The sequence below is a fragment of the Streptomyces sp. NPDC005303 genome, assembly GCF_040607335.1.
In the GTDB taxonomy this organism is placed as follows: Bacteria; Actinomycetota; Actinomycetes; order Streptomycetales; family Streptomycetaceae; genus Streptomyces.
Genome location: NZ_JBEXGM010000026.1, coordinates 59851 through 71615 on the forward strand (window position 1 = coordinate 59851; position 11765 = coordinate 71615).

Here is an 11765-nt window from a genome sequence, read left to right on the forward strand (position 1 = left end):
CCACAAAGGGCTGGGCATGCAGCGCGCATGCGCTCTGCCTTGATCACGTCCGTGCTGCTCGCCGCCCTCGCCCCCCTCGCCGCCCCGCCCGCCCACGCCGCCGCCGTACCGCCAGGGCATGTGTACTTCTGGGCCGAGCCGGGACAGATGGGGCCCGGTGGTGCCTGGGACTACGCGCCACCGGGGTACAAGGAGGCGGAGCCGCGGGTGAAGCGGCACGCGTACTCCTTCGACTCGCACGCGCCGGTGACCGTGTACGCGATCAGCTTCCAGGGCGGCGGCGCCTGTGTGTACCGGGCGATCCGGCCGGACGACTACTCCGACAACTGGGACTGGGCCACGAAGTTCGACGGCGTCAGTGACACCGCCATGGGCTGCCAGGCCGGCTGACCCGCTGATGCGTGCCCGTACGGCGACGGCCCTGGTTGTCCTCACCCTCCTCACCGGATCCGCCTGCACCGCGGGGGCGGCCCACCCGCCGCCCCCGGCCGACGACGTCATCAAGGCGGCCACCCGCTCACTCACCGACGACTGTCTGACCCGGCGGGGCCTCACCCCCAAGTCGGGCCGACAGCGCGTCTCCGATGCCCTGTTCGGCACCGGCCGGGCGGAACTGTCGCTCCGGCTGCCCACCGGCTACGTCGTCCGCGCCCACACCGACGGCTGCCTCGCGGCGGCCCAGCGGCGGCTCTACGGCGACCAGGACCGCTGGTTCCGTACGTCGGTCGTCGTCAACAACCTCAGGCCCGAGGCCGCGAGGACCGGCCACCCGCTCTCCGAGGTCCGTGCCGCGCACCGCGCGGAGATCGCGGAGTGGCGGCGGCTGCGCGCCCGTGCCCTCACCACAGCGACCGCCCTACTGAAGGGCGGCGGCACCCACCCGAAGGGAAACCAGTGAAGCGCTTCATCGCCGTCCTGTCCGCCGGACTGCTCGCCACCGGAGTCGTCCTCGCCACCTCGGCCTCGGCCCAGGCGGCGGCCTGCGGCAGCGGGAACTTCTGCGCGTGGACGGACGCCAACTACCAGGGCCAGAAGATCGAGTGGACCGGTGACGACGGCTGGTGGGAGGGCAACATCGCCGACCAGGACTCCTCCTGGGCCAACCACGGCATCTCGGGCCCCGGCATCAAGGACTACGTCAAGGTGTACGAGGACGCCTGGCAGGGCGGTGACATGACGCTCTGCCTGGCACCCGGCCAGGAGGCCGGCTACAACGGCGCGGCCAACGACCGCGGCGACTCCCACATCTGGGCGACCGGCTGCTGAGACGCCGGCCGCCCGGGCGCGGCGGGACCACGGTCAGAAGACCGGCGTCCCGCCCTGCGTCAGCTTCCAGTTGGTGACCGCGAAGTCCTTCGGGTCCAGCGCGCCCTTCGACGTCACGTAGTCGATCATCAGCTGGCGGATCTCGTTGGTGGAGCTGTAGGCGATGTCGGCGGCCGCGATGTGCGGGTAGCCGGAGCCTCCGTTCGCCCGGTAGTTGTTGACGGCGACGACGAAAACCTGGTCGTCGGCGACCGGAGTGCCGTTGTAGGACAGGTTCTTGATCCGCGAGCCCTCCGGCTGCGCGATGTCGATGTCGTACGAGACACCCGCGGCGGTGTCGTACATGTAGTCCCAGAAGCTGTTGGCGTTGGTCAGCGTCGCGGTGTCCACGGCCGTGCCCGCCGGCACCTGGTGGTAGTACTTCGCCGCGTACTCCAGGTAGTCCTTGAGCTGGGCGCCGGTGAGCTTCTTGCCGTAGAGGGTGTTGTCGTAGATGTAGAGCCCGGCGATGTCCTTGATGGTGACGCTGCCCGCGGGGATGTCGGCGGTGCGCGAGAAGGGCGCGGCGACCGAGATGAGCGGCAGGGCCGCGTCGGAGGTGGAGAGCCCCGCCTTCACGGTGTCCATCTGGACCTGGTGGATGAAGTCCATGATGGGGACGTCCTTCCAGCAGGACTCGGCGGCGGAGAGATCCTCGGTGCAGGTGCCGACGGCCGTGTTGACGTACTTCACGACCAGCTCGTGGTCGGCCTCCAGGAGCTTCTTGATCTCCGGGTCCTCGTCGACCGTGTTGGGGTTCAGGGTCTGGGCGGTCTTCTTGGTCACCTTCCACTGCCCGCGTACGAGTTCCAGCTCGAAGTCGAAGACGCTGAGCCGGTAGCCCCAGCAGTACGGCTCGGACAGCAGGACGTCCTCGCCGGTCTCGTCGTTCTTCACGGTGTACGACGGCACCTCGACGTGGGTGTGCCCGACCAGGATCGCGTCGATGCCGGGGACCTGCTGGGCGACGAGGTTGGAGGCGTTCTCGACGTACGGGAGCTCGTCGCCGTACGAGGAACTGCCGTCCAGGCCCGAGTGGTCGGTCAGGAAGACGACGTCACAGCCGAGGGCGCGCAGCCGGGGCACGTACTTCTTCGCCTGCTCGACCAGGCCCGGGAAGACCATCTTGCCGCTGACGTTGTCCTTGTCCCACAGGGCGATGCCGGGGTTGGTGAGGCCGAGGATGCCGACCTTGATGTCAGGGGCGCCGGGGACGCAGATCCGCTTCACGGTGTACGGCTGGAAGGCGGGCTTCAGCGTCTTCGCGTCCAGGGCGTTGGCGCCCAGCAGCGGGAAGTGGCACTGGCTCTCGAATTTGCGGAGCACCTCGATGCCGTAGTTGAACTCGTGGTTGCCGAGGGCGGCGGCGTCGTAGCGCATGTGGTTCATGGCGACGGCCATCGGGTGCTTCGGCGCGCCCTTGTCGGTGATGGGTTGCACGCGCGCGAAGTAGTAGGCGAGGGAGGTGCCCTGGATGATGTCGCCGGCGTCGACGAGCAGCACGTGCTCCTCACCCTTGGCCGCGCGCTGCTGCTTGATCAGGGTGGCGACCCGGGCGACGCCGACGGAGTTGCCCTTGCTGTCGGAGTACGCCTTGTCGAGGTAGTAGTCCCAGTCGAAGACATGGCTGTGCAGGTCGGTGGTGCCGAGGACGGAGAACGACCAGGTGCGGTTCTTCTTCACCGGGTGCCGCTCGGCGGCCTCGGCGGCGGGCGCTCCCACCGACCCCGCGACGGCCACGGCCGCCCCGGTGACGGCCGACTTCTTCACGAACGCGCGACGGTTCAGGGGACTGACGGGCATGGAAGGGCTCCTGGAAGGGGAGAGGGAGGAGAGACGGAACTACCCGCGTAGATAGTCGCGTCCCGCCGGTCGCGCGCGGAACCAGGAGCAAGCCATGGGCCGGTCAAGGAAGTCCATGACCGGCCCAACAGCTGACGCGCAAAAGGGATTTACAGGAACGAGTTGATCTGGATCGTCTCGTCCCGGCCCGGGCCCACGCCGATCGCGGAGATCGGGGCGCCGGACATCTCCTCCAGCGCCTTCACGTAGTCCTGGGCGTTCTTCGGGAGGTCGGCGAAGGTCTTGGCCTTCGTGATGTCCTCGCTCCAGCCGGGGAGGTATTCGTACACCGGCTTCGCGTGGTGGAAGTCGGTCTGGGAGTACGGCAGTTCCTCGACACGCTCGCCGTCGATCTCGTACGCGACACAGACCGGGATCTGCTCCCAGCCGGTGAGGACGTCGAGCTTGGTGAGGAAGAAGTCGGTGAGGCCGTTGACACGGGTCGCGTACCGGGCGATCACCGCGTCGAACCAGCCGCAGCGACGGTCACGGCCGGTGGTGACACCCCGCTCACCGCCGATGCGGCGCAGCGCCTCGCCGTCCTCGTCGAGCAGCTCGGTCGGGAACGGGCCCGAACCGACCCGGGTCGTGTAGGCCTTGAGGATGCCGATGACCCGGCTGATCTTCGTCGGACCCACGCCCGCGCCCGTGCACGCACCGCCCGCGGTGGGGTTGCTGGACGTGACGAACGGATACGTGCCGTGGTCGATGTCCAGGAGCGTGCCCTGGCCGCCCTCGAACAGGACGACCTTGTCCTGCTCCAGCGCCTTGTTGAGGACCAGGACCGTGTCGGCCACGTACGGCTTCAGCCGGTCCGCGTAGCTCAGCAGCTCCTCGACGACCTGCTCCACGTCGATGGCGCGGCGGTTGAAGACCTTGGTGAGGAGCTGGTTCTTGCCGTCGAGGGCCGCCTCGACCTTCTGGGTCAGGATCGACTCGTCGTACAGGTCCTGGATCCGGATGCCCACACGGTTGATCTTGTCCGCGTAGGTCGGTCCGATGCCACGCCCCGTCGTGCCGATCTTGCGCTTTCCGAGGAAGCGTTCCGTCACCTTGTCCACGGTGACGTTGTACGGCGTGATGATGTGGGCGTTACCGCTGATCAGGAGCTTGGAGGTGTCGACGCCGCGGTCGTTCAGTCCGTTCAGCTCGGAGAACAGGACCGACGGATCGACGACGACACCGTTGCCGATGACCGGGGTGCACCCCGGAGACAGGATTCCGGAAGGGAGGAGGTGGAGGGCGTACTTCTGATCGCCCACGACTACCGTGTGGCCGGCGTTGTTGCCGCCCTGGTATCGCACCACATAGTCCACCGAGCCACCGAGCAGGTCGGTTGCCTTTCCCTTGCCTTCGTCACCCCACTGAGCACCGAGCAGCACAAGTGCGGGCACGCGCGTACACCCCTTCCGGGCGGGGCATGTCCAAGGTCGGGGGCGTACGCGTACGGTTCCTCCGTCGCGTGCACCACGGCCGTCTTCGGCCGCTGCCCGTCGGACCCGGGTGCCCCGGAATAGACGAAGCCCCTGGCGCAATAGCGCAAGGGGCTCTTGCACAAAGATGCTACCCGAGGAAGCGAGGCATGGCCGAGGTGGCGACTTCCACGACTTCCGATCACCTGCTGGTGGTGATCGACCCGGTCGCCCGGCAGACGGACGGCGAGTCCGTACGTATCGTGAAAGACGTGCTCAGCGCGGGTGCGTCGACGAAGGTGTGTCTGCCGGAGGGGCCCGAGGAGTTCGCCCGGGCACTGGCGCGGCGCGGCTCGCGACGCCCGGTGGTGGTCGGTGACGACCGTGCGCTGATGCGGGCGGTGGTGCAGCTGCACCGCCAGCGGGAGCTGGCCGAATGTGTGCTGTCGGTGGTGCCGGTCGGCCCGGTCCTGGGCGTCGCCCACTCCCTCGGGGTGCCCACGGGGGCGGTGGCCGCCGCACGGGCGGTCCTGGACGGGGCCGAGCGGCGGCTGGACATGCTGGTGGACGACAGCGACGGGGTGGTCCTCGGGGCTCTGCGGATTCCGGCGCTGGCCGCGCGCGAGGAGCCGGCGCTGGCCGCGCGGCCCTGGCTGCGGACCTGCCAGTACCTGGTACGCACCCTGGTGCCCGCCCGCCCCGCCCGGGAGACCGCGCCTGCCGTGGCCGGTCCCTCGCGGCTGCGGGTGGAGGTCGACGGGGTGACGCTGGTGGACCTGGACCAGCCCCTGGAGGCGGTCTCGGTGACCCCGGGCTCCGGCGGCGGCCTGGCCTCGGTGGAGGTGCGGCGGCTGTCGGTGGGGGCGGAGGCGTCCCCACTGCTGGCCACGGGCAGGACGGTGACCGTCACCGGGGCGGATTTCCGGTACCGGGCGGACGCGGGGGTCGGGGGGCCGGTGCGGAGGCGGACGTGGACGGTGCGGGAGGGGGCGTTGGGGTTGGTGTTGCCGGGGCGGTGAGGGGAGGAAACGGGGCGGAGAGGGCGGGGCTGCGGGGGCGGCGGGTGAAGGCGAAGCCGCAGGGGCGGGAGCAGGCGAAACCGCGCATCGGGCGCGGGAGCAGGCGAAGCCGCGCATCGGACTCGCCGCACCGCTGTCCGGTCTAGCGCGGCAGTGCCTCCGTCTCGTCCTTCAGGTTCACCCCGGTCAGGCCCAGCTCCCGGGCCCTGGTCAGCAGTCCCGCCAGCTTCTCCGCCGCCCCCGGGTACGACAGGCCCAGCGGTGGGCGGATGTTGGACAGGCAGTTGCGGTCGGCGTCGGTCGTCACCCCCGGCTTCGGTGCGTACGTCAGATACGCGCCCAGCGAGTCCGCCGCCGACATCCCGGGACGTTCGCCGATCAGCACCACCACCAGCGCCACGCCCATGGCCGAAGCCACCTCGTCGCCGAGGGCCACGCGGGCCTGTTCGGCGAGGACGACGGGAGCGATCCGCCAGTCGCCGAGCCGTGCCGTCGTCGCTCGCACCACCGCCGCCGCGTGCTCGTGCACCGCCCGGCTGGACAGCCCGTCGGCGACGACGAACACGACGTCCCATTCCCCGATGGGCAGATGGGCCCGGTCCGTGGGGTCGAGGCGGCGGCCCAGATCGGGGCGCTGGAGGTAGGTGAGCCGGTCGGGGGCGGCGCTGCGTACCCGTACCGTCGGTGTCCCGGTCAGTCCCGCCGCGATCACCTCCGGTTCGAACGGCGAGTGCACCGCGTCCCGGGCGGCCGCGTGGGCGGCCTGGAGTTCGAGGCGGTGCCGGGTGGGGAGGGCGGCGCCGGCGCGGCCGAGGCCGATGCGGGCCTGGGTGCGTTGCCGCAGCGCCGACCACAGCTCATCTGTCTGTACGGCCACTTCACTCATGCCGCCAGCTCCTTCCCGATGGCCGTCAGCGGGTGGGCCGCTCCGGTGGTCTCGCGGATCCCGCCCTTCTCGTCCAGCAGTCCGATCGAGTCGAGCCAGGTCTCGAACTCCGGTGCCGGGCGCAGCCCGAGGACCTCCCTCAGGTACAACGCGTCGTGGTACGAGGCGGACTGGTAGTTGAGCATGATGTCGTCGCCGCCCGGGGTGCAGATCACGAAGGACGCGCCGGCCACGCCGAGCATGGTCAGCATGGTGGCGATGTCGTCGTCGTCGGCGTCCGCGTGGTTGGTGTAGCAGATGTCCAGCCCCATGGGCAGGCCGAGGAGTTTGCCGCAGAAGTGGTCCTCCAGTGCGGCCCGCAGGATCTGCCGGCCGTCGTACAGGTATTCCGGGCCGATGAAGCCGACGACCGTGTTCACGAGCAGCGGGTCGTAGCGCCGCGCCACCGCGTACGCCCGGGCCTCCACCGTCTGCTGGTCGACCCCGTGGTGCGCGCCCGCCGACAGGGCGCTGCCCTGCCCGGTCTCGAAGTACATGACGTTGCGGCCGACCGTGCCCCGCTCCAGGGCGAGTGCGGCCTCGTACGCCTCGTCGAGCAGCCCCAGCGTCACCCCGAAGGACGCGTTCGCCGCCTGGGTGCCCGCGATCGACTGGAAGACCAGGTCCACCGGGGCGCCCCGGGACATCAGGTCCAGGCTCGTCGTGACATGGCACAGCACACAGGACTGGGTGGGGATCGCGTACCGCCGGATCACCCCGTCGAGCAGCTCCAGCAGGTCCCGTACGGCCCTGGGGCTGTCGGTCGCCGGGTTGATGCCGATCACCGCGTCGCCGGAGCCCAGCAGCAGTCCGTCGAGCAGGGCCGCCGCCACGCCCGCCGGGTCGTCGGTCGGGTGGTTGGGCTGGAGCCGGGTCGCCAGCCGCCCCGGCAGCCCGATCGTCGAGCGGAACGCGGTGACCACCCGCACCTTGCGGGCCACGGCGACCAGATCCGCGTTGCCCATCAGCTTGGAGACCGCGGCGGCCATCTCGGGCGTGAGCCCGGGCGACACGGCGGCCAGCGTCTCCGGGGAAGCCGCCTGCGACAGCAGCCACTCCCGGAACCCGCCGACCGTCATGGAGGCCACCGGCGCGAACGCCGCCGCGTCGTGCGTGTCGAGGATCAGCCGGGTCACGTCGTCGGTCTCGTACGGGATCAGCGGCTCGGTGAGGAAGTCCGCGAGCGGCACCTCCGCAAGCGCCCAGCGTGCGGCGACCCGCTCCTGTTCGGAGGCGGCGGCGAGTCCCGCCAGCCGGTCTCCGGAGCGCTCGGGGCTCGCGGCGGCGAGCAGTCGGGCGAGGGTGTCGAAGCGGTAGCGGTGACCGCCGAGAACGGACGTGTAGCTCATGCCGGGGACGCTACGAGCCCCGTGTTGCAGCCAGATTTCTAAAGGTCTGGTTGACAAACATTTAACGCCCCGAGACCCTTGCTCGACTCATTCGGGCTACAGAGTTCCGGTTCGGCACACAGTGGACGGGCAAGGAGAGGAGCCACCCGATGGCAGTGGACGAGGGAGTCGCCCCGGCGGCGAAGACGGATGAGGACGGCACGGTCCATCGACTGAAACCCAACGCCATCGGCCTGCTCGGCGTGGTCTTCATGGCCGTGGCGACCGCTGCCCCGATCACCGCGATGACGGGCAACGTGCCGTTCATGGTCTCCGCGGGCAACGGCATCGGCGCCCCCGCGAGCTATCTCGTCGCAATGGTCGTCCTGGCAATCTTTTCTGTCGGCTTCACTTCGATGGCCAAGCACATCACCTCGACCGGCGCCTTCTACGGCTTCATCTCCTACGGCCTCGGCCGCACCGTCGGACTCGCCTCGGGACTGCTCGCCACCTTCGCCTACGTCGTCTTCGAGCCGGCGCTCATCGGCATCTTCTCGTCGTTCGCGACGGGGACCTTGAGGGACCAGACCGGGGTGCACATCCCCTGGTGGGCGTTCGCGGCCCTGATGCTCGCGGTCAACGCGATGGGCACCTGGTTCGGCGTCTCGGTCGCCGAGAAGCTCCTCGTCGTCCTGCTGGCCACCGAAGTGACGGTCCTCGCCGCGATGGCCGTCTCGGTCGCCTTCCACGGCGGCGGCCCGGACGGCTTCAGCCTCGACCCCGTCAACCCGGTCAACGCCTTCAAGGGCACCTCCGCCGGCCTCGGCCTCTTCTTCGCCTTCTGGTCGTGGGTCGGCTTCGAGTCGACGGCGATGTACGGCGAGGAGTCCCGCAACCCGAAGAAGATCATCCCCAAGGCGACGATGATCTCCGTCCTGGGCGTCGGCGTCTTCTACGTCTTCGTCTCCTGGATGGCCATCTCGGGCACCGGTGAGTCCAAGGCCGTCGAGGTCGCCACCGCCAACCCCCTGCAGCTCTTCTTCGGCCCCACCGAGCAGTACGTCGGCCACTGGGCGGTCGACGTCATGCAGTGGCTGATGATCACCGGCTCGCTGGCCTGCGGCATGGCCTTCCACAACTGCGCCGCCCGCTACATGTACGCGCTGGGCCGCGAGGGCGTCCTGCCCTCGCTGAAGAACACCGTCGGCCGCACCCACCCCCGGCACGGCTCTCCGCACATCGCGGGCCTGGTGCAGACCGTCGTGACGGCCGTACTCCTGCTGGCGTTCTGGGCGGCCGGCAAGGACCCGTACGACGGCACCTACGTGCTGCTCGCGATCCTCGGCACCATGGCCATCCTGGTCGTGCAGGCCGTGTGCTCCTTCGCGGTGCTGGCGTACTTCCGCACCCACCACCCGGAGAGCCGCCACTGGTTCCGGACCCTCGCGGCCCCGCTGGTCGGCGGTCTCGCGATGCTCGCCGTGGTCGTCCTGCTGGTCTCCAACATGAGCGCGGCGGCCGGCAAGGAGTCCGGTTCGCTGGTGCTGAAGGCCACGCCGTGGCTGGTGGCGGCCGTCGCGGCGCTGGGCGTCGGGTACGCGCAGTACCTGAAGCGGCGCTCGCCCGAGCGGTATCTGCTGCTGGGGCGGACGGTGCTGGAGGAGACGAAGGAACGTTGAGGCAGGCTCCAGGGTCCGAAGCCGTCCCCGCTCGGCCGGTTGTCGCGGCTGTGTCCCCTGGCCGGTGAACGCTGCCGAAGCCGCCGACCTGAACCGCGGGTACCGGCAGGTGCGTCCCTTCCGGCGTGAAGCGGAGAGCGGACCTGGTGACCTGCGCGGGCTGTGCGCTGTCGGCGGCGGGGGCGACAGCGACCCCCCTGCTGTGGCTGTCCGCGTCCCGCACCCGGCGTCACCTGGGCGGTGGCTTCGAGAACGAGGGCATGGACCCCACGGTGCTGCTCACCGAGCTGCCGTTCGTGGTGCTGGGCGGCGCCTTCCTGCCGCTCCTGGTCCTCACCGTGCTGGTGCGGCTGGTGGGCCGGCGCCGGTCCCGGACGGATTGAGGGGCGGTCGGATCAGGCCACGGTGAAGTCGGCGGCCTTGGTGTCCAGGGTGGTGTCGCCGTCCTTGGCGGTGACCAGGACGGCGACGTGCCACAGCCCCTTCGGAGAGCCCTCCGCGTCGGCGCGGGTGACGGGGACCTTGTAGGTGCACCGCTCGCTGTCCCCGCCCGAGGGCGTGCAGTCGGCCGACTCGACGGTGGCCGCCATCTCCTTGGCCGTCAGCCCCTTCTTCGCGAAGGACGAGTTCGCCGGCCAGGCCACCACCTTCACGCTCTTGACCCCGGAGGACACCGTGACGTCGGTGCTGAAGGCCAGCGAGCCGTCGCGGCCGGCGGCGGGAGCGGTGTAGCGGGCCGTGCTGTGCGCCAGAGCGGGCGCCTGGTCCCCGGCGTAGGCGAGGGCGAAGGCACCGGCACCAGCGAGCACGACGACACCGGCAACACCAGACAGAACGATACGACGCGACATGGAAACTCTCCCCGACGGACTCAGTTGGATCCCACCGGCGCTCTCAGCGGCGCCGTGCTTCCATACTGGTCGCGCGGCGAGCGCCGGGTATGAGCACGCGTACTCAACTACTGCCTGAGTAACGCCCGTTGCGCCCGTGCACCTACCTGCCGCCCCCTGCGGTCACCGCCCCTGGGCGACGTGGACCGGCAGCCCCTCCAGCCCCCTGATCACGAAGTTCGGCTTGCGCTCCGGCTCCGCCGCCAGGGCCAGTGTCGGGGCCTTCTCCAGCAGGGCCGTCATGGAGGCGGCCAACTCGATACGGGCCAGGGGGGCGCCGATGCAGTAGTGGATGCCGGCACTGAAGGAGATGTGCGGGTTGTCGGCGCGGGTGAGGTCGAGGCGCTCGGGGTCGCGGAACACCTCGGGGTCGTGGTTCGCGGAGCCGAAGAGCAGCGCGATCTCGGCGCCCCTCGGGATGGTCGTCCCGTCGATCTCGATGTCGTCCAGGACCCAGCGTTCGAAGAGCTGCAGGGGGGTGTCGTAGCGCATGAGCTCCTCTACGGCCCGGGGGACCAGGGAGTGGTCCGCGCGCAGGGCGGCCAGCTGGCCGGGGTTGCGGAACAACGCCCACCAGCCGTTGACCGTGGCGTTCACGGTGGCCTCGTGGCCCGCGTTGAGCAGCAGGACACAGGTGGAGATCATCTCCTGCTCGGTGAGCCGGTCGCCCTCGTCGTGGGCGGCGATGAGGCCGGAGACGAGGTCCTCCCCCGGCTCCTTGCGGCGCTCCGCGATCAGGTCGCGGAGATAGTCGGAGAACTCGATCGACGCCCTTACCGCCCGCGCCGCCACCTCCTGCGGCGGGTTCAGCTCGTACATCCCGCAGATGTCCGCCGACCAGGGCCGAAGCGGCGCCCGGTCCGACTCCGGGATCCCCAGCATCTCCGCGATCACCGCCACGGGGAGCGGCTCGGCGACATCGGTCAGCAGATCACCGCCGCCCTCCGCGACCAGCCGGTCCACCAGCTCACCGGCCAGGCCGGTCACATACGGCCTCAGCTGCTCTACCGTGCGCGGCGTGAACGCCTTCGACACCAGCCGCCGGATCCGGGTGTGGTCCGGCGGCTCCAGGTCGAGCATGCCGTGGTCGTTGAGCGTGTGGAACGGCTCGTGCTCCGCCGGCGGTGCCGTGCGCCCGAAGTCCTCGTGCGTGAACCGGTGCTGGTAGGTCCGGCCGAGCCTGCGGTCCCTGAGCAGCGCGGAGACGTCCGCGTGGTGCGGGACGAGCCACTGGTTCGTGGACTCGTAGTACTGCGCACGGCCTGCGGCGCGGAGCTCGGCGTAGGCGGGGTACGGGTCGGCGAGAAACGCCGGGTCCCAGGGATCGAAGGCTGCCATGCGGGGACGCTAGCCCGAAAAGCGGGC

Annotated in this window: 12 protein-coding genes; 6 read left to right on the forward strand and 6 right to left on the reverse strand. The window is 70.2% G+C overall.

Annotation, left to right across the window (positions count from 1 at the left end):
- The first annotated feature begins 27 nt into the window (after nt 1-27).
- Genes ABZT93_RS29615 through ABZT93_RS29625 form a run of 3 tightly spaced genes read left to right on the forward strand, consistent with a single transcriptional unit; the run spans nt 28 to nt 1266 of the window.
- On the forward strand, nt 28-390 hold the full coding sequence (locus ABZT93_RS29615) for a hypothetical protein (protein WP_356110482.1): 363 nt from the start codon (nt 28-30) through the stop codon (nt 388-390).
- Nucleotides 391-397: 7 nt separating this feature from the next.
- Nucleotides 398-898, forward strand: coding sequence for a hypothetical protein (locus ABZT93_RS29620; protein ID WP_356110484.1), 501 nt, complete (start codon nt 398-400; stop codon nt 896-898).
- Entirely contained in the window at nt 895-1266 is a 372-nt protein-coding gene (locus ABZT93_RS29625; RefSeq protein ID WP_356110486.1) for a peptidase inhibitor family I36 protein, read from the forward strand. Before ABZT93_RS29620 ends, ABZT93_RS29625 begins: the two co-directional genes overlap by 4 nt.
- A gap of 33 nt (nt 1267-1299) precedes the next feature.
- Here ABZT93_RS29625 and ABZT93_RS29630 read toward each other — a convergent pair whose 3' ends face one another.
- Together ABZT93_RS29630 and ABZT93_RS29635 are read right to left on the reverse strand one after the other, a co-directional pair.
- Nucleotides 1300-3108: a 5'-nucleotidase C-terminal domain-containing protein gene (locus ABZT93_RS29630; protein ID WP_356110488.1), complete on the reverse strand. Its 1809-nt coding sequence runs from the start codon at nt 3106-3108 to the stop codon at nt 1300-1302.
- Nucleotides 3109-3257: 149 nt separating this feature from the next.
- A complete protein-coding gene (locus tag ABZT93_RS29635) occupies nt 3258-4541 on the reverse strand; it encodes an adenylosuccinate synthase (RefSeq protein WP_355749253.1) in 1284 nt (427 codons plus the stop codon).
- A 188-nt stretch (nt 4542-4729) separates the two neighbouring features.
- On the opposite strand from ABZT93_RS29635, the gene ABZT93_RS29640 reads away from it, so the two are divergent.
- A complete protein-coding gene (locus tag ABZT93_RS29640; RefSeq protein WP_356110489.1) occupies nt 4730-5578 on the forward strand; it encodes a diacylglycerol kinase in 849 nt (282 codons plus the stop codon).
- A 142-nt stretch (nt 5579-5720) separates the two neighbouring features.
- On the opposite strand, the gene eutC is transcribed toward ABZT93_RS29640, so the two are convergent.
- Complete coding sequence (gene eutC, locus ABZT93_RS29645) at nt 5721-6464, reverse strand: ethanolamine ammonia-lyase subunit EutC (RefSeq protein WP_356110491.1); 744 nt, start codon at nt 6462-6464, stop codon at nt 5721-5723.
- Nucleotides 6461-7852, reverse strand: coding sequence for an ethanolamine ammonia-lyase subunit EutB (locus ABZT93_RS29650; protein WP_356110493.1), 1392 nt, complete (start codon nt 7850-7852; stop codon nt 6461-6463). Before ABZT93_RS29650 ends, eutC begins: the two co-directional genes overlap by 4 nt.
- Before the next feature lie 149 nt (nt 7853-8001).
- On the opposite strand from ABZT93_RS29650, the gene ABZT93_RS29655 reads away from it, so the two are divergent.
- Nucleotides 8002-9510, forward strand: a complete 1509-nt coding sequence (locus ABZT93_RS29655) for an APC family permease (RefSeq protein ID WP_356110496.1) — start codon at nt 8002-8004, stop codon at nt 9508-9510.
- A gap of 125 nt (nt 9511-9635) precedes the next feature.
- Nucleotides 9636-9893, forward strand: coding sequence for a hypothetical protein (locus ABZT93_RS29660; RefSeq protein ID WP_356110498.1), 258 nt, complete (start codon nt 9636-9638; stop codon nt 9891-9893).
- 12 nt (nt 9894-9905) lie between these two features.
- Here the strand turns inward: ABZT93_RS29660 and ABZT93_RS29665 are convergent, their stop codons facing one another.
- Together ABZT93_RS29665 and ABZT93_RS29670 are read right to left on the reverse strand one after the other, a co-directional pair.
- Nucleotides 9906-10361 (reverse strand): DUF5707 domain-containing protein, encoded by a 456-nt coding sequence (locus ABZT93_RS29665; protein ID WP_356110500.1) that lies wholly within the window; start codon nt 10359-10361, stop codon nt 9906-9908.
- Between the two features lie 162 nt (nt 10362-10523).
- The gene (locus ABZT93_RS29670) at nt 10524-11738 is read right to left on the reverse strand and encodes a cytochrome P450 (protein ID WP_356110502.1); all 1215 of its coding nucleotides are present in this window, start codon (nt 11736-11738) and stop codon (nt 10524-10526) included.
- Nucleotides 11739-11765 lie beyond the last annotated feature (27 nt).

Coding starts and splice junctions, on each gene's coding strand:
- ABZT93_RS29640 (WP_356110489.1), top strand. CDS start 4,730: ATGGCCGAGGTGGCGACTTCCACGACTTCCGATCACCTGCTGGTGGTG.
- ABZT93_RS29665 (WP_356110500.1), bottom strand. CDS start 10,361: ATGTCGCGTCGTATCGTTCTGTCTGGTGTTGCCGGTGTCGTCGTGCTC.
- ABZT93_RS29655 (WP_356110496.1), top strand. CDS start 8,002: ATGGCAGTGGACGAGGGAGTCGCCCCGGCGGCGAAGACGGATGAGGAC.
- ABZT93_RS29670 (WP_356110502.1), bottom strand. CDS start 11,738: ATGGCAGCCTTCGATCCCTGGGACCCGGCGTTTCTCGCCGACCCGTAC.
- ABZT93_RS29615 (WP_356110482.1), top strand. CDS start 28: ATGCGCTCTGCCTTGATCACGTCCGTGCTGCTCGCCGCCCTCGCCCCC.
- ABZT93_RS29620 (WP_356110484.1), top strand. CDS start 398: ATGCGTGCCCGTACGGCGACGGCCCTGGTTGTCCTCACCCTCCTCACC.
- ABZT93_RS29630 (WP_356110488.1), bottom strand. CDS start 3,108: ATGCCCGTCAGTCCCCTGAACCGTCGCGCGTTCGTGAAGAAGTCGGCC.
- ABZT93_RS29650 (WP_356110493.1), bottom strand. CDS start 7,852: ATGAGCTACACGTCCGTTCTCGGCGGTCACCGCTACCGCTTCGACACC.
- eutC (WP_356110491.1), bottom strand. CDS start 6,464: ATGAGTGAAGTGGCCGTACAGACAGATGAGCTGTGGTCGGCGCTGCGG.